The 17,278-nt window shown below is 45.2% G+C and carries 18 protein-coding genes; 5 read left to right on the forward strand and 13 right to left on the reverse strand.

Annotated elements, in window-relative coordinates:
- Nucleotides 1–34: 34 nt before the first annotated feature.
- The 10 genes from flgL to flgF form a co-directional block, all read right to left on the reverse strand.
- Complete coding sequence (gene flgL / locus ACLWOR_RS04685) at nt 35–1,117, reverse strand: flagellar hook-associated protein FlgL (RefSeq protein ID WP_413939515.1); 1,083 nt, start codon at nt 1,115–1,117, stop codon at nt 35–37.
- A gap of 62 nt (nt 1,118–1,179) precedes the next feature.
- On the reverse strand, nt 1,180–2,589 hold the full coding sequence (gene flgK, locus ACLWOR_RS04690; protein ID WP_413939516.1) for a flagellar hook-associated protein FlgK: 1,410 nt from the start codon (nt 2,587–2,589) through the stop codon (nt 1,180–1,182).
- A 53-nt stretch (nt 2,590–2,642) separates the two neighbouring features.
- On the reverse strand, nt 2,643–3,161 hold the full coding sequence (locus ACLWOR_RS04695) for a flagellar protein FlgN (RefSeq protein ID WP_413939517.1): 519 nt from the start codon (nt 3,159–3,161) through the stop codon (nt 2,643–2,645).
- 83 nt (nt 3,162–3,244) lie between these two features.
- Nucleotides 3,245–3,583: a flagellar biosynthesis anti-sigma factor FlgM gene (gene flgM / locus ACLWOR_RS04700; protein WP_413939518.1), complete on the reverse strand. Its 339-nt coding sequence runs from the start codon at nt 3,581–3,583 to the stop codon at nt 3,245–3,247.
- A 102-nt stretch (nt 3,584–3,685) separates the two neighbouring features.
- The gene (locus ACLWOR_RS04705) at nt 3,686–4,375 is read right to left on the reverse strand and encodes a rod-binding protein (RefSeq protein WP_413939519.1); all 690 of its coding nucleotides are present in this window, start codon (nt 4,373–4,375) and stop codon (nt 3,686–3,688) included.
- Between the two features lie 529 nt (nt 4,376–4,904).
- A complete protein-coding gene (locus tag ACLWOR_RS04710) occupies nt 4,905–5,912 on the reverse strand; it encodes a flagellar basal body P-ring protein FlgI (RefSeq protein ID WP_413939520.1) in 1,008 nt (335 codons plus the stop codon).
- A complete protein-coding gene (locus ACLWOR_RS04715) occupies nt 5,905–6,654 on the reverse strand; it encodes a flagellar basal body L-ring protein FlgH (RefSeq protein WP_413939521.1) in 750 nt (249 codons plus the stop codon). Before ACLWOR_RS04715 ends, ACLWOR_RS04710 begins: the two co-directional genes overlap by 8 nt.
- 8 nt (nt 6,655–6,662) lie before the next feature.
- Nucleotides 6,663–7,592: a flagellar basal body P-ring formation chaperone FlgA gene (flgA, locus tag ACLWOR_RS04720; protein ID WP_413939522.1), complete on the reverse strand. Its 930-nt coding sequence runs from the start codon at nt 7,590–7,592 to the stop codon at nt 6,663–6,665.
- Between the two features lie 3 nt (nt 7,593–7,595).
- On the reverse strand, nt 7,596–8,381 hold the full coding sequence (gene flgG / locus ACLWOR_RS04725) for a flagellar basal-body rod protein FlgG (RefSeq protein ID WP_413939523.1): 786 nt from the start codon (nt 8,379–8,381) through the stop codon (nt 7,596–7,598).
- A gap of 43 nt (nt 8,382–8,424) precedes the next feature.
- Complete coding sequence (flgF, locus tag ACLWOR_RS04730; protein ID WP_413939524.1) at nt 8,425–9,246, reverse strand: flagellar basal-body rod protein FlgF; 822 nt, start codon at nt 9,244–9,246, stop codon at nt 8,425–8,427.
- 233 nt (nt 9,247–9,479) lie between these two features.
- On the opposite strand from flgF, the gene ACLWOR_RS04735 reads away from it, so the two are divergent.
- Together ACLWOR_RS04735 and ACLWOR_RS04740 are read left to right on the forward strand one after the other, a co-directional pair.
- Nucleotides 9,480–10,448: a lytic transglycosylase domain-containing protein gene (locus tag ACLWOR_RS04735; RefSeq protein ID WP_413939525.1), complete on the forward strand. Its 969-nt coding sequence runs from the start codon at nt 9,480–9,482 to the stop codon at nt 10,446–10,448.
- The gene (locus tag ACLWOR_RS04740) at nt 10,445–11,638 is read left to right on the forward strand and encodes an aspartate kinase (RefSeq protein WP_413939526.1); all 1,194 of its coding nucleotides are present in this window, start codon (nt 10,445–10,447) and stop codon (nt 11,636–11,638) included. The genes ACLWOR_RS04735 and ACLWOR_RS04740 overlap by 4 nt, the downstream gene beginning before the upstream one ends.
- On the opposite strand, the gene ACLWOR_RS04745 is transcribed toward ACLWOR_RS04740, so the two are convergent.
- On the reverse strand, nt 11,639–12,928 hold the full coding sequence (locus ACLWOR_RS04745) for a hypothetical protein (RefSeq protein WP_413939527.1): 1,290 nt from the start codon (nt 12,926–12,928) through the stop codon (nt 11,639–11,641).
- Nucleotides 12,929–13,237: 309 nt separating this feature from the next.
- On the opposite strand from ACLWOR_RS04745, the gene ACLWOR_RS04750 reads away from it, so the two are divergent.
- On the forward strand, nt 13,238–13,723 hold the full coding sequence (locus tag ACLWOR_RS04750) for a glutathione peroxidase (RefSeq protein ID WP_413939528.1): 486 nt from the start codon (nt 13,238–13,240) through the stop codon (nt 13,721–13,723).
- On the opposite strand, the gene ACLWOR_RS04755 is transcribed toward ACLWOR_RS04750, so the two are convergent.
- Nucleotides 13,720–14,187, reverse strand: coding sequence for a CBS domain-containing protein (locus tag ACLWOR_RS04755; RefSeq protein WP_413939529.1), 468 nt, complete (start codon nt 14,185–14,187; stop codon nt 13,720–13,722). The two genes, ACLWOR_RS04750 and ACLWOR_RS04755, sit on opposite strands and share 4 nt — an antisense overlap.
- Nucleotides 14,188–14,337: 150 nt before the next feature.
- On the opposite strand from ACLWOR_RS04755, the gene ACLWOR_RS04760 reads away from it, so the two are divergent.
- Together ACLWOR_RS04760 and ACLWOR_RS04765 are read left to right on the forward strand one after the other, a co-directional pair.
- Complete coding sequence (locus ACLWOR_RS04760; RefSeq protein ID WP_413939530.1) at nt 14,338–14,709, forward strand: hypothetical protein; 372 nt, start codon at nt 14,338–14,340, stop codon at nt 14,707–14,709.
- Nucleotides 14,710–14,745: 36 nt separating this feature from the next.
- A complete protein-coding gene (locus tag ACLWOR_RS04765; RefSeq protein WP_413939531.1) occupies nt 14,746–15,420 on the forward strand; it encodes an NAD(P)H-binding protein in 675 nt (224 codons plus the stop codon).
- On the opposite strand, the gene ACLWOR_RS04770 is transcribed toward ACLWOR_RS04765, so the two are convergent.
- A complete protein-coding gene (locus tag ACLWOR_RS04770) occupies nt 15,421–17,220 on the reverse strand; it encodes a M3 family oligoendopeptidase (RefSeq protein WP_413939532.1) in 1,800 nt (599 codons plus the stop codon).
- Between the last annotated feature and the right edge of the window lie 58 nt (nt 17,221–17,278).

Raw genomic sequence — 17,278 nt, forward strand, 5'->3', positions numbered from 1 at the left:
TCGGTAAAATTTGGCGGAACTGTAGGTATTATTTTTATCTTAGAAAGTCAAGAAGGCTGCGCTGAATAAGCTTTCCAGACGTTTCGAGGGTCGCCTTAAGGGCGCTATCGGACTTATTGATATCAGAAATCACCTGAAAGGCATCGGCATCTTCCAGTTGGGAAGCCGTTACCTTGTTATCCACGACTGCCTTTTGCAGGGAGTCCATGGTGTTATTTACGGCCATGATTCTGGACCCAACCTCTGCACGAGACAGAACGACCTGAGAAATCGCCTGATCCAACGAATCCAGGGCAGATTGCACCCCTTCTTTGTCGTTTGTTGTCAGAGAAATCTGCAAATCCTTAAGGGTCGAGAAAATATTAATACCGGCACCACCCGTCACCGGGTCTTGCTTACCTGTTGGGCTATTTATACGAAGAGAAGCAGGACCACGAGTTTCGATATAGTTTTCTTCGATCTCGCGGTTGGTCCGCTCTCGTTCTTGTTCTTCAACTTTTAAATCTTTAAGAGCTTCAACTGTCGTCGGCGTTTCGTAACGAGCACGTACGATTCCGTCGCCACCTAATCCACGTCCCAAAAAGACTTTATTGCCGGCAAGGTTCATCGCCACAAAAGAATCTTTTTGCGTTTGGATTTTCATATCGCCATCGTCACCGGAATAATTTCCGTTGTGATCAAATGGAGTTTTTTGTGTGCTGTAACCGCCGAAGATATATCTTTCACCGAGCTTGCGATTTCCGATCTGAATCGACTGATTGTAAATCTGCTCAATCTCTGAAGCCGTGACCATGCGAGTTTCCGCATTACCGCTGGCATCATTGGATTGGCTGATCGCAAGTTCTTTGGCACGAACGAGGATATCGGAAAGTTCTCCCAAAGACTGATCCGAGAATTCCAAGAAGGCTTTGGCGTTATTTATATTTTTGATGAACTGTTGATTGCCGCGTTCTTCAGTCCGAGCTGCAAGAACACGTGCGGAAGCGAGAGGATCATCAGAAGGTTTATTGATGCGTTTTTGAGTCGCAGCCTGATTCTGCAAATCAGCCATCTCTGAACGATTCTTCGTCAGATTCTGGTTTACCTGATTAAATTGCATTTTATCTGCTACGCGCACTTTCTATCCCTCTGCTTCAGTTCCGCAGGCCCAGCCCGCTACACTCTACCGGCTTCCGCCAACTATAATCGTTTCAAATTCAATACTGTGTCGAACATCTCATCAGCTGTACGGATCAGACGAGCTGAGGCATCGTAAGCTTTTTGGAATTCGATCATTTTCGTTGTCTCTTCATCCAGACTCACACCGCTGATACTTTCGCGGATGTTTGTGAGCTGACTCATCATATTCTTTTGCGACTCTTGAGCTTTGATCGCTCTTTGAGTCAACGCACCGACCTGACCCACTTGCGTGTTGTAATAGTCATCAATCGTCGATGTTCCACCATCCATCACTTGACGTGATTGAAGTGAAGAGATCACGTTGGCCACTGTATTATCACCAGGAGCATTTGGTTTGGATGCTGCCGCGATACGACCGACGTCATTGTAAATAGTTTTATTCAAAGCCATCGAAGACGCCGCACCTTTTACAGTGTCTGGCATTTCAAAGAACAGAACTCCCGTTCTGCCATTTTTATCGTAACCTTCGATGTGGGCTGCATTGACTTCTTTAGCCAATGTATAGGCCATTTTATCAACGTGACCTAAAAGGTCTTCGATTACACGGTCACGAACTTGCAAAGCACCACCGATACGGCCACCGGTAATTTGATCTGTGATATTCGCAGGTGATCCACCTGTCCCATCAAAGAAAACTTCAACGCGGTCACGGGCATCTGTGGTTTGTGCTTTTAGTTCGGAAGAGCCGGTTCCAGAAACCAGGATCGCCGTGCGACCTGCTGTCACCGTCACCAGACCATCTTTACCTTCCGCCCAAGTGATATCAATTTTTTCGCCCAATTTTTTGAGCAATAAATCACGGCGATCGCGTTCGTCATTGGCTGGAACTTTTTGAACTTCGATCGTTTGAACTTTTTCATTCAAAGAGGCAATTTCTTTGGTGATCTGATTGATCTCGTCAACGGATGTTTTGATTTGACCGTCAAGGTCGGCTTGAACACCACGAAGTTGTTCTGAGAGACGACCGAAATCTTTAGTCATCGCACCAGCGGTTTCGCGAACCATTGTACGCGAAGCCAAACTCTCTGGATTATTTGAAAGCTCACGGAACGAGTTAAAGAACTCTGTCACGTATTGGTTCAGACCTTTATTCGTTTGTTCATTATAAATTTGCTCAACTCGTCCCATGGCATCAGCGCGGGAATCTTCATATCCCATACTCATGCCTTCACGTTGGATTTGTTTTTCCAACCAAGGGTTGTTCACGCGAGTCACGACACCGGCACGGGCACCCATACCGATTTGCAAATTTCCTTCAGTGATTGGAGTATTGGACAAAAGCTCCACGCGTTGGCGCGAGAAACCTTCCGTAGTCTTATTGGCGATGTTATGACCGACAGTTTGCAACGCTGTTTGAGAATTCATCAGCGAGCGCTTACCGGTATCCATCATGGCCGAAATTTTAGACATCCTGTCCCCTTCGTCCTGAGCGAGAGCACATCCTGTGCCCGCGCCTTTACGCCTTAGGCTTCTTTACTTACGAAGTTACCAGAGACTTGCGGGCCTTGTTTGTATTGGCCTTTTTTCTCATAAGTCTTTTTGCCACTGAGTGTGTCCTTGATGTTCTCAAGAGCGCCATTCAGAGTGTTCAAAGCAGACTTTGCGTATTCTTCGTTTTCTTTGTTAATTTCGGTGATTCGTTTAATTAAAATATCAAGAGCCGCGTGTTGGGTGCGCAAACGATCCGCCGCTGGAGTGCCTGCCAACTTTTGTGCAAGCTCAAGCAAACGAGGATTTGCCGCATCAGCGTGAACCAATGTCGCAAGATCCGAAGCGTAGCGCGAACGCAAAGAATCTTGCGCACGCAATTTGAAAAGAATGTCTTCTTTGATTTTGTTATTTTCTTCAAGAGCTTCGCGATCTGCCGCTAGCAAAATTTCTTTTTCTTTGCGAACAACATCGAGAAGGGCACGGTAAGCTTTTGTTAGCTCTTCGAGATTAGCTTCGAGCTTCTGGAACGCTCTTTCAACTGTTCCGTCCATATTCATCATCCTTGACTGACGAGCACATACTGCACTCGATTTAAGTTTTTAAAACGACAAATCCCTCGGCCGTTTTCAGTAAATTAAAACTCTAGGTGCTCATCGACCATTTTGTCGGCGATCGCTTTCGCGTCGACTTTGTAGTTTCCTTCGTCGATGAGTTTTCTAAATTTCGCAACTTTCGCTTCATCCACATCAGGAGTTTGCATAGCAATTTCTTTGATGCGTTTTGCTTCTTGCGCTTTTGGAGACAATTCAACTTTCGAAGCATCAGTTCCCAACGCAGAATTTTTTAGAAGATCTGCTTTGTCGATACCTTTCGAATTTTCTGTGGCTTTACTCGTCACACCTGCAGCGCGATCTTGCTTTGCAGAATCTACCAAGTTCAGATTTTGTCCGACTTTGTTATGCGTGATTTTCATTTACGCCTCCAACTTTCTCAGCACATTCCTAGCACTGAATCGAGTGTTAGAAAACACTCTTATATTCTTCTTATAGTATCACAATGGGACAGTTCCACCAAATCATTCTGAGACACTTTCTGGTCCAGCTTCCTTCTGTCCTTCGACTGTCCAGTAGAGTGTTTTCGCCTCTGGACTTAAAACCCCAAGGGTCTCGCCAGCTTGCAGCTTTTGCCCGGGTTTTACTTGGGCCGCAGAACCATTAAACACCATCTGGCTTTTAAGACCATTGTCGTGCTCAATCTCCACAAGAGTTTGATTATCAGAAAGATTTTTCTTTTCCGCGAGAACCCCATCCCAAGGGGCTTTCACGTCAGCAGCCTCTTGCGCTTTATTGTCAAAGCGATAAGAAAGCGCATCCTTTTTCCCAGGATGCCGAAACGCATGCCCCGTATAATTACTCTTCTCATCAAGCGAGATCGGACCTTGCGGTTTTTGCACAGGTTTCTTCAAACCAAGCTGCGCCCCATATCGGTCAACTAATTGATCATAAATCAAATTAGACAAACCAATCCCACCTTTTTCTCCCCACTTCTCAACATAGTGGTCATCCAACTGCTCTTTAAAAATTTTCTCCGCCTGATTCGACTGAATGAATCCACCTTCATGCACAGTAGAACGCATAGCCTTCATCATCTCACGAAGAAAATGCTTCTCATACATATCAGAAACCTCACGAAGCTTCTGATCCGGAGTCTTAGTTTCCACAGGCCGCCCCATAAATCGAGGTCCCATCTTCATCATGCCAGACATAACAAAGCCCCCAAGGCGAGCGAAGCGAGACTACCCGTCTCTACATCATTGCTTGCTAGAATTGTTGAACGAAGGGTTGCAGAGTTTCTCTCTGCTGCCTCAGCGCAAGTTCCGCAGCGAAACGAAAGAAGTGCATTAGCACTCAGAAAACTAAAAAAAGAAAACACCGATGCAAATACAGAATCGACAATCGCGAGGACTGTCCGAAGCGATGAGGCAGCAGAGAGAAACTCTGCATCCCGTCGCACAACCGAAATCTTAGAAATTAAAGAGGAAGAAAAAAAGGGGAGTTGAGTCGGAGAATCATGTGCATCCTGCACTTGACTCTGAGAGTGTAGCTTCGGCTCGTCTTCACCAATCCTTGGTGCTTGCTGACCTATTGCTCCTGTTTCCTGCGAGAAACTTTTGACTCTTGACCATCCATGGTTCGCGATCTCTTCCTCACCCTCCCCGCGCCCCAAACACATCCTTGTGTCCGAGACATATAAATCTATGTTATTAAACGTTGTGTCATTATGAAACAAAAATTTCATAATACTTCGAGTTCTCCATGCAGAGCTCCTGCAGTTTTGATGGACTGAAGTATAGTAATCAGGTCCTTAGGCGAGACTCCTAATTTGTTCAGAGCTTGCACAAGTTCACCGACACTGACACCTGATTCAAGTAAAGCAACTTTGTCTTCGCTTGCTTTTTTTCCTTCGCCAACTTTCACCGACAGAGAGCCGTGAGAGATAGCGACTTTCGAAATTTTCACTTTATCACCGATCACAATCGTGCCGGTTTTTTCATTGATCACAACACGTGCTTTCATGTCAGGATTGATTTCAATTGCTTCAATGGTTGCAAGCAATTCAACACCACGATTTTCATAGGCAAATGGTGTGATGATATCAATTGTTCCTGCGTCTTTTGCTGAAGCATAGTGACCACCTAATTCACGATTGATCGTCAGCACCGAGCGCGCTGCTGTTGTGAAGTCAGGATTGATCAATGTCAGACGATACATTTTGCGAGTCGCAAAATCTGCTGTCATATCACGTTCGATAATCGCACCGTTTGGAATTCTGCCATTGGTGCCGTGAGTTTCTTTACCATCACTGCCAATCACAACACTTCCTTGAGCTACTGCGAATACTTGTTCATTCGCGGCACGAAGTGGTGCTTGCAGAAGCGTACCCCCGGCAAGCGAAGACGCTTCACCAATTGCGCTGACTGTGACATCAATTGGATTTCCCGCTTTACCAAAGGCAGGCATCGTTGCGGTGATAATAACGGCCGCGACGTTTTTAGAACCAAACTCTGGCGAGTCCAATTTCATTCCGAGTTTATCGAGCATACGCACCATGCTCTTGCTCATGAATTCATTTTTACCGTCGCCTGTACCTTTCAAACCAACTACGATACCGTAACCGACCAGTTGATTTTCACGCACACCGCGAATGCTTGCGATATCTTTCAAACGAGCCGCTTCTGCTGTTTCAATTGTCAGCAAAGCGAAAGCAAAAAATGCAGCAAAGAAAGTGATGATTTTATTCATTGCTCTTATTCTTTCTGATGCTCACGACATCATATTGCGGATCCAAAAGTTTTTGTGACGTGATTCCTTCGTCATTGAAATCTTCAGGACGAATCATGCCTGTGACGATGACTTTATATTCACGTTTTCCGATCATGAAAGGCTGTTGACCTTTGATGCGGTAATTTCCATCCGGAAGCTTTTCTACGATACGAGTTGGAACATTTGCCACGTCAGACAAGTCTTCCTTCTCTTCTTTTTCTTCTTTCTTTGGTTCCGCTGCCTTTGCTGCCGCGCCATCTGCTGATGCTGGAGCACGAGTATCACCCGCTGAAGCCAAAGAGTTATTCAAGTTTTGTTGTTGCTGTTGTTCTTCAAGCTGTTTCAAAAGTTTTTTGATCACAGAAACTTTTGTTTCGACTTGTTTCATGGCCGGGCCATCCAGTTTCACGTTAAGCAAATCACCCTCTGTGCGCATTTTGTTTTGCGCGAACAGATAAGCGCCCTGGCCTTCCATCACCCATGTTGAACCTGCATTTGCGCCCAAATCAGCTTCTTCTTCCATGCGCTGACGATTCATGCGTTTGTATTGGCGATCCGTCGGTACACCCATGTTTTGGTTATCAGAGTATTTTGGAGCTGTTTTGATATTTTCTAATTTTGGCGCTTCGTCTTTGCCATCAAGCGATGCCAAAAGATCATTCATCGTGGCGCAACCACTTATCATCACCAGACCGAAAAATAGAATTACGATTTGAATCATATGCTTCATCATTGCAACTTCACCACGCCCTTATCGACAACAAGCCCGGAAAGAACTTTTTGAGTTTCTAGGTTTTTAACTTTAATAAGATCCCCGATAAATCCGTTGTCTTCAGCCTGAACGTTTGCTGTGACTTCAAAGGTGTCGTCGCCGATTAAGGCTTTGATGACCTGGCCACGCTTCGCAGCTGGTTCCCTTTTCAGGTCCCCGGCCCAAACCGCTGTGCCTACTGGTAAAGAGCGAGCTGCTGCTTGACCTGCGATATCCTCCATACGAAGGGCGCCATCCTTGGCAAAAGTAATGTCCGTCATGGACATCCGCAAATCTTCACTTTGCAGTCTCTCTCCTTGTAAGATCAGGCGAGTCGTCACGGGGGTTAATTTGGAAACACGAATTGTTCCCGAGATCCATTTAATTTGTTTTGAGTCACCATCACGTACTGGCAGCAAAAAGCCACCTTTAGGTGTCAACTGCGTCATATCCAAGTCCCAAAGCTTATTAGAAGGAGTTGGCGTGCTTTGGATACTGATTTTGTATTCACAGTCGTGACATTGCGATTTCAAGTGATTGCGAATCTTTCTCTCAACTTCTTGGCGGGAAATCGGAGTTGTTGCAAAGTTCACTTTTACTTGTGAAGGCACTTTGAATGCTGGGTTTTGTTTTTTCAATTCTTGGTTTTCTTCCAAAGCCGCACGCATTTTCGTCAAGATCTCGCTGGAGTTCAGATGTTGCGACAATAAAAGTTCACGCGCATCAGGACGGATCACAATACTATCTAGCAATCCCAACAGCGCTTCATCTCCGCCTTGCACTTCCGCGATATCACCCAAGCGCAAAAGTTCGCGTTGAGAGATTTCCACCTCGGAAGGAATACTGACTTCAGGGCGAGCCCAGCTAGTCACGGAAATTAAAAGAATCAGAAAAACAAATTTATTCATTCACTATCTCAAGTTATTAACAGATTGAAGCATTTGATCAGATGCTTGGATCACTTTCGAATTTGTTTCGTAAGCTCTTTGCGCGGTAATCATATTCACCATTTCATCAACGATGTTCACGTTACTGCTCTCAAGCTGACCTTGAGCCAAGTAACCTGTGCCATTCAAACCTGGGCGAGACTGCAACGGTTGACCACTTGCCGGAGTTTGCATGAACAGATTTTTACCCACAGCTTTAAGACCCGCTGGATTAACGAAATTGGTTAAATCAATTTGTCCGATTGTTTGTGGCGCATCGTTCATGCCCACGATCACGCGCACTTCACCATTGGGAGCGACTTCCAACCCCGATACATTCGGCGGAACTGTGATTTCAGGTTGCAAGGCATTTCCGTTTTTATCAACGATGCGGCCGTTTGGATCTTTTTTGAAAGAGCCATCACGCGTATAGGCCACATCACCATCTGGAGTCAGAACTTGGAAAAAGCCCGCACCTTCCACTTGAAGATCGAGAGGATTTTTTGTGACCACGGAACTGCCGTTATCGAAATCTTTTTGAATGGCTGCCGTTTTAACGCCCAAACCTGTTTGTACGCCATTTGGTGAAACAGCATTCATGCCTGTGACAGCGCCTGGTTCTTTTTGAGTTTGATACATGAGATCTTCAAACTCCGCGCGGGATTTTTTGAATCCATTTGTCGAGGAGTTGGCAATATTATTGGCAATGACATCCATATTTGTCTGTTGGGCTGCCATACCTGTTGCCGCTGTATTCAAACTCTTAATCATGAACGAATCCTTTCGTTACCACCAAAAAATAAAATCTAAAAAACTAGTTCGTTTTACCAACAACGTTGATCATTTTATCAGCCATCTGATCGTAAGCGCTGATAGCTTTCTGAGTACTTTCGAACACGCGGTTTGTTTGAATCATGTCCGTCATTTCCTGAACGATATTGACGTTTGAAGTTTCCAAAAATCCTTGCTTGAGGCTTGGGTTATTGATGTTCGTCATGTCAGGAGTGCTATTGGATTTAAACGTATATAAAGAACTTCCGACTTTTTGAAGTGTGTCGGGATTGTTCACGTTCACAAGCGACAACTTGCCAATGTTTTGTGTGCCTTCAAAGACATCACCATTGTCAGCAATGGAAAGAGGGCCCGCACCTGTTCCATTGACTCGAATTACGCGAGCGGCAGGATCTGCACCCGGAGCACCGGCGCTTAGAACAGGATGACCATCTTTGGTCACAAGTTGTCCGTTGCCATCTAATGTAAAATTACCGGCGCGAGTCAGGCGTACACCACCAGGTGTTGCCACTTCAAAGAAACCTTTGCCATCAATGGCCACATCTAAAGCATTTCCCGTATGCTTCATGCCGCCTTGAGAGAAATCTGTGAAAGTTCCTTTGGTGTCGACATAAGATTTGTCGCCACCTTGCATATTATAAAAACTTTCGATTGCTGCCACATCGCGAGGAATCTGAATCACTTCAGGTGGCTTTTCATTTGCAGTTAAATATTCTTGGAAAAGTTGTTGGTCACGTTTAAAGGCAGGAGTATTCACGTTCGCCAAATTATTGGCAATCGTATCGAGCTTTGTACTTTGAGCCATGGCTCCACTGAGTGCTGTGTAAACGCCCTTTACTCCCATTTTTCCCCTCTCTAGCTAGACCCTCACTATGGTAATCAGCAAAGCATGTGCCAGATTTTGACAGGCCCGATGTTAGTCTGGGAAAAGACTTCCGCACTCGACGAACAGAGAGTTTGTTGTTTCTGGTCTCTAGTTTTTTTCGATTTGGCCGACGAATGGACCTACGTCGTGACGCCATGGAATTGGCAGTAACTTATCGACACCGTCAAAGAATCGGCCACATAATGAAGACTATGAGAACGTGGGCTCTAATTTCTATTATCGTATTCGGAACACAATTTGCGACAGCAGAAACAACACCGCCACCACCTGTTGTTGCTGCAAAGCCCGCGGAATCAGCTCTTTCCCTCAAAGAAAAACTCAAAGCTCTCACCGCAAAATCAACCAAGGTTCACTCCGACAATTTGATTTTCGATTTGCCTGTGACCTACAACGCCAAGGTCAGCAAATGGATTGCTTACTTTCAAGGGCGCGGGAACAAATGGTTCCGTGAGTGGATTCAGCGCTCTTACAAATACATGCCTTTCATTCAAGAAGAACTGCGCAAAGCCAATCTGCCCGCCGATCTTGCTTACATGGTGATGATTGAGAGCGGATTTGCACCGAACGCCGTCAGCCATGCCTCGGCAGTAGGCCCTTGGCAATTTATCGAAGCCACAGGTTCGCGCTATGGTTTAGAAAAAAATTGGTGGTTGGATGAACGCCGCGATTTGAAAAAATCAACTTTGGCGGCCATTCGTTATTTGAAAGATCTTTATGCAGAGTTTGGCTCTTGGTATTTAGTAGCTGCGAGTTACAACATGGGTGAAAATGGTTTGCGCCGTCAGATTACAAAGTATGGTAGCAAAGATTACTGGACACTCATTAAGCTCAAAGCACTTCCTGCTGAAACTCAAGAGTATGTTCCTAAAATCCTGGCCGCGATGCTAATCACCAAGGCGCCAAATCTTTATGGGTTCCGCGATCTTGAACGCATGGATCCATTGGAATACGAGATTGTCAGCGTTCCCGGCGGAACTGACTTGGGGCCTCTTGCTGATCATCTAGGCATCACGCGAAAATCACTAAAAGATTTGAATGCGGAACTCTATCTAGGGTACATTCCTCGCCAAGTGGAAAATCATTTTATCCGCGTTCCTAAAGGTGCGGCTCGATTGACTTCCAACTTTGCTCACGACCAAAGGAAAGTAGCTCTGGAATGAAACCCCTGATTGTGCAGAAATACGGCGGCGCCACACTGGCTGATCCTGATAAGATCAAGTCCGTCGCCACTCGTGTTGCCGCTCAAGCCAAAGATAATTCTTTGATTGTTGTCGTGAGCGCCATGGGGAAAACGACAAATTCTTTAATTGATCTTGCACAACAAGTTTCTCATCATCCTCAGCGCCGTGAAATGGATATGCTTCTCACCGTGGGCGAACGCATCAGCATGTCGCTTGTAAGCATGGCACTGAATGATCGCGGCTGTCCCGCTATTAGTTTTACCGGCAGCCAGGCAGGAATTTTCACTGATGATTCTCACGTCAATGCATTCATTAAAGATGTAAAACCTTTGCGCGTAGATGAAGCTCTTCGCAATGACAAAGTTGTGATCCTTGCTGGGTTCCAAGGCGTTTCACCGGTGACGAAAGAAATCACAACGCTGGGTCGTGGTGGCTCCGATACTTCAGCCGTTGCCATGGCGGCTGCTTTCAAAGCAGAGCGCTGTGAAATTTTAAAAGATGTTCCCGCAGTTTTCACCGCCGACCCACGTGTTGCTAAAAATGCGCGCCCGATTCAAGAACTGAATTATGATCAATTGATGGATATGACTTTCTGGGGCGCCAAAGTTCTGCACTATCGCTCTGTGGAGCTGGCAAAACTTCGGGATGTGACTTTGTACATCGGCCCTGCTTCGAATAAAACTTCTGACGGCACTTTGGTTAAAAAAGGACTTAATATGTTTGAATCATCTAAAGCACTTTCTTTGAATTCACATGAAAAAGTTCTCAACGTGATTTGCAAAGAAACGCATGCAGAAAAAGCACTTCGTCATTTGCAGGATCTTTTTGCTCAGAATCAAATTGCGTTCCCGCAGCTTCTCAATTGCGAAATTAAAAATGGGTCGACAGAAATTTTGCTGACGGGTCCAGAAGAAATCATGGTGGCGATTAAAAAAGAACTGCAAAGCCAATCGAGTTTTTCTTTGTCTTCCACTGAGTTTTCAACAGTGACTTTGACATGCACGGGTTCAACTTCTCCAGAAATTCCTCAGCAAATTCTGGAGAAGCTATCTGCCCACAGCATTCCTCTTCATCGCATGATGATGAGTCCAATGAGCACCACGGTCCTTATTGATTCTAAGGACCGCACTCGCACGATTGAAACTTTACATACATTGATTGCTGTCTAATTAAGGCAGTAAAGACGGGCTCATCACCTGATAGCGATTTTGGATTTTCTTCCAAATGCTTGTGTTGGGTCCTGTAATTCCATCGGGACCTGACATTCCCGCAAGACCACGGAATTTTGGATCGTATTTTCCACCTGGTAAAAACTGACGCAAATCTGGATTCACGGCTTGGCCATTTGGATTTACACTTCCTCCGCCACCACTGCCATAACGACCGCGACCTCCACCAGAGCCCCAAGCTCCACCGCCGCCTCCACCGCCGCCATAGAATCCAGCGTTGACTTGCGAACCGTTTGGATCGGCACTGCCTGCAGCTCCCCCGCCACCACCAGCAAGACCACCACGGCCGCCATCGCCGCCGCCTAATCCAGAACCGCCACCTTGTTTTCCGTCGATAGTTTCAGATGAACCACCTGGTCGTTGTCCCTGAGCAATATCAGGAAGACCTGGCAGATCACCGGCCCCTAAAGAAAGTCCATCACCATTTGTTTTTGTGCTAGCAGAGTCAAACATGCCTCCGCCACCAGCAACTGGATTTGGGTTGCGATTTGTTGTATCGAGATTACAAGTTGGATCGAGTGGATTTTTCGCACACACACAGACCTTATTGGAAGCCATTGTTGGCGAAGTACAATCCACATTCGTCAGAGCACCACAACCAATAAAACTTGGGTTGGCTTTACACATCTCTGCCAAGTTATCCACGGCAGCTGATTCGTTTGCACACTGACTGGCATTCATCGCCGTTTGCGCATAGTTGACGATAGCTTGTTGGGCGTCGGCGACATTGGCATTCATCTTTTTACATGAGCTCGCACTTTTTTCGATCTGCAAGCTGATGTCGGCAACTCCTACCGCGCCTTTGAATCCAGTAAAACTGCCGCTCGCACTTTCCGCAGAAATACATTCTCTATTTGACTCTAAAAAATTTCTGGCTGTATCGCAGGCTTCTGCGCAATCAGAAATGTAGCTGCTGCATTTTAGTTTGTAAGCGGCAATCGCACCGTTTGCGGCTTGCGAGAGATCGGCCATGGCGGAACAAGACGCTGTCACGCTTGAAGAAGCCGCAGCGCCCGCCATCACACCAAGCTTGGAAGCTGTGTTCATCACATTTCCCATGCCCTCGTCGTTGTTTGAATCACACCAATAAGCTGTATCGGTTTTAGTTTGTTCACAGGCTTTAACTAGTTTTTGAGCTTTTGCTAGGCAGCCGCCCGTATTCACTTGTGAACCTTGATCGAACGAAGCCTTCACACACTGAGTGGATGGAATTCCATCACTTCTCATCATGCCTGACTTCGAACAAACATAACCATTTGGGCACTGGTCATGCTTTGGGCCACGACAAGGTTCAGCCAAAACGGTCTGCGAAAGTATTGTGAATACAACGCTAAATAAGAATGAAAAGAGTGTCTTCCCCATACATGTCTCATCGGCATTAAGTCTAGAGAACTTAATTGGATTTCGGACTTTTGAGTTGGCAAATCTGTCATCAGAATCGACCTATTGTCTCTGATAAATCGCAAGTTTGCCCTTCTCAATTTGAGACATCCAAGGCACAATGATTTGAATTTTGTGTCAAATAAAATGAGGTTTACTATGAATTCGAACTTTCATGCATTTACGGTCCAAGCTTCAGACGGAAAACCCGTTTCTCTCGACAAATATAAAGGCCAAGTTGTCCTCGTTGTAAATGTCGCCAGCAAATGTGGCTTCACTCCCCAATACAAGGGACTTGAAGAGCTTTATCGCAAATTTAAAGCACAAGGTTTTACAATTCTTGGCTTTCCTTGCAATCAATTTGGCGCACAAGAGCCTGGAAGCAATTCTGAAATTCAACAATTCTGCAGTTTGAATTACGACGTTTCATTTCCAGTGATGGGAAAAGTCGAGGTCAACGGGGACAAGGCAGAACCCGTCTACAAATGGTTGAAAGAATCAGCTCCGGGAATTCTTGGAACTGAAATGATCAAATGGAATTTTACGAAATTCCTCGTCGGTAAAGACGGTCAAGTGATCAAGCGCTATGCGCCTCAAGAAGAACCTTTGAACATCGCCGACGATGTTCAAAAAGCCTTGGCTTAAATTCCCGCATCCGAAACCATTCGCACAGTTTTTTGCACCACAGGACTCATCAAAAAATCAAGAAGAGTCCTGGGTTTCGCACTTTCCTTCTCACTCAAGAAGTTCTCTAGCAAGACGAGCATATCTTCTGTGGTCACAATACCGATCACTTCATCGTTATCCGTGATCAAGTAAGCCGAAACTTTTTCTTCGATCATTGCATGGACGACAGAATCCAATCCAGTACCCACATCAAAAATGCGAATAGGCGTCGACATGATCGAACTGATTTTTGTATGTGTATTCGTTGATGCTAAAAGATCGCGCTCAGAGACAATTCCGATCACAAACTCGTTGTTTTCATCAATTACAGGCAAATGACGAATCCAATTATTTCGCATCATTTGCAAACCTTCGGCAACAGTTGAGTTTCCAGAGATCACCATGAGTTTCTTCGTAATATGGTCCTTAAGTGCAAGTCTCATAAAAACTCCTCCTAGATCCCACAATTTTAGAATGATTCGGGTCATCTATGGAGCAAAGCTCAGTCTTTTTGCCAACAGACAGTGTTTCTTTATTGAAACTTGTCTTACGTACGCATCAAGGTGAATTGTGATGCTTTTGGAGGACTACAGATGAAAAAAATAATCTTCTTAGCAGCTTTGTTCGTAAGCTCGTCCGCTTTTGCAGAGAGCATCTATTGCACTTTCACGGAACCTTTTTATACCGTCACCTATTCGTCTGATGACAATGAAATTACTTACGAAGCTGTGGGTGAAGATCCCGTGGTACTTCCTGCAAATGTCACCTTCGGGAAAAATGGAAAGCTGATCATCAAAGACAATGATGAAACTCACACCCTTGAAGTTTTGATGACTGAAGAAGGCGATGACGGCATGTCAGATTTCACTTATCCATTCAAAGGCATCTTTGACTACTCGCTCTTTGGTGGCTGCGAAACAAGCACCATGAAAAAGTGGGAGTCCCGCGGACTTCTTCGCAGATAGCTTGTGTTCCCTTGATGGGGGCATTAGTCTTGAAACATGAACACTCTTGATATCACTCTTATTGGAGCCAGCGGACTTGTCGGCAATCACCTCTTGATGCAACTAACGCAGCAAAGACAGGTAAATGTCGTCAAGGCCGTCACTCGCAAAAAACTCGATTTTATCCCACCTAAAACAGAAAACATTGTGATCAACTTTGATCACATGGAAGAATTCACGAACGAAATGAAAGCCTCCGTATTCATTTGCTGCCTGGGAACAACAATAAAAAAGGCTGGATCGCAAGAAGCTTTTCGTAAAGTCGATTTCGACTATGTTCTGCACTTTGCAAAAATCGCAGAGAAAGTTCGCGCGAAAAAATTGATGGTGGTTTCTGCGATGGGTGCCGACGCTCATTCCAAAGTTTTTTACAATCGCGTGAAAGGCGAAATGGAAGAGGCAATTCAAAAACTCAACATCCCACAAGTTGAAATCTTTCGCCCTTCTTTAATCTTAGGCGAACGCAGCGAGGCTCGTCCGCTTGAAGGACTGGCACAAGCTCTGACTCCGGTATTAAATACGGTCATCATGCACGGGCCTTTAAAAAAATATCGCGGGATTGAGGCAACGGACATTGCCAAAGCCATGGTCACGGCCAGTCTATCCTATGAGATCGGCCACCAAGTTCATGAATCCGACGTGATTCAAGCGATGGCCGATCGATCAAAATAACTACATCAACGACTCAAAACTTTTAAGCTGACCAACAACGTGATCAATCGCTTTTTGCCAAAACTTTTGTTCACGGATGTCTTCACCCAAGTGTTTTTGCACCAAAGCTTCAGGTGTCATGCTCCCTGTATCGCGCAGGATATTGACGTAGGTCTTCATAAACTCCGCGCCGAGTTCATTTCTGCGAGCATAAATGCTCAAGCTGAACAAATATCCAAACGTATAGGGGAAGTTGTAAAAGCTTGTTCGCGACATCGAGAAATGTAACTTCGTCGCCCAGAACATTTTGTCATTTTGGGTGATCGCACGTCCATACCAACGAGACCAAACTTGATCCGTCAAATCCATCATCTCATCAGCCATTAAAATTCCACTTTGTCGACGCTCGTAGAATTCTTTTTCGAAATCAAAACGCGCCGGAATATTTAAGAGGAAGGTTGCAGCTCCTTGGATTTCATTCCAGGCTACATCCGCCTTTTGTTCTTTCGTCGATGCTTTTTGAATCAAAGTATCGCGTAAAACCGTTTCACCAAAGATACTCGCCGTTTCCGCCAGTCCCATCGTGAAATGTGTTTTTTCTTCCGGCATATCTCTCATCACCCAAGAGTGGTAAGCGTGTCCCAACTCATGCGCCAGAGTTGAGATATCGCTGTTCGAACCCATGTAAGTCATAAAGACACGCGGTTCTTTTGACTTTCTAAATCCGCCGCAATAAGCGCCGGGAGCTTTATTTGGCAGAACTCGTCCCTCGATCCAACGCTTTTGATACATCATCTCGACAAAATCGCCCATCTCTGGGGACACCTCGCCGTAAGCTTGAGCGATGAGGCGCACACCTTCTTCAAACGAGCACGTGGACTTATCTTCTTTCTCTGGTCCTGGCGCTAACAAATCCCAAGGATCGATAACATCTTTTTTAAGAAGTCGAGCCATCATTTTTGGAGCCATACGCGTTTTCTCAACACTCGAGCGACAAGCTCCGATCAATGCATCCAAAGTTTCAGGCGTCATTCTATTCGCAAGCATGGCTTCTGTAAGAAAATGGCGTTCTTTGGTGTGAGATCTTTTCTTGTTAATCTCTAAACGCTGACCTGCCAGAGAATTTAGAATCGCGGCGGCTGTCACTTTGTGCTCCGTCCAAGCCTCTTGAATCGCTTGCCATGCGACTTTACGATGAAGCGCATCTGGAGAACGTGTCAAAGCCGAAGCTTGTGCCATGCCCAAGGTTTCGGTGCGATCAGGATATTGAAGATGGGCCTTCATTTGTCCTGAAAGATTTCTATAAAGATTGCTCCAAGCATGAAATCCATCTGTTGCAAGAGCTTCGATGAGGACTTCTTCTTTTTCCGACAGAGAATATATGTTTTGTTGTCGTTTTTCTTGCCAAAGGAAATCAAAATTTTCGAGTTCAGGATCTTTTAAAAACTCCTGAATAATAGCTTCGTCACATTTTTTGATAAAAAGATAAAGCGGCATCATTATCTGAGAATGACGCGACCAAAGAGTATGAGCTTCCGCTCTTTTCTTTGTGATCTCGACATTGCTTAAATCGATATCGGAGGCAAAATATAAATAGGACGAAAGATTTCCCAAAAGCATATCGAACTTTTTACGGCTCTTTAAAATATCTTTTATTTTCGTCAAAGCCTGCGGTGAAGGATTCCCCCACTCATTACGAAGTGACTCCATCTCTTTTGTCATTTCTGTAATGTCATTGGTAACGAAATCCCAATCTTGTTTAAAAAGATCAGAATGAATTGAAGGGTATTCGGACTCTAAGTTCCATGCTGCATTTTCCATCAGGCCATCCTATGCCCGCCACTAGGTGCTGTCAAAAAACTAGTCAGACAGGAATACT

It is taken from the genome of Bdellovibrio sp. HCB2-146, assembly GCF_047345725.1.
Classification (GTDB): Bacteria; Bdellovibrionota; Bdellovibrionia; order Bdellovibrionales; family Bdellovibrionaceae; genus Bdellovibrio.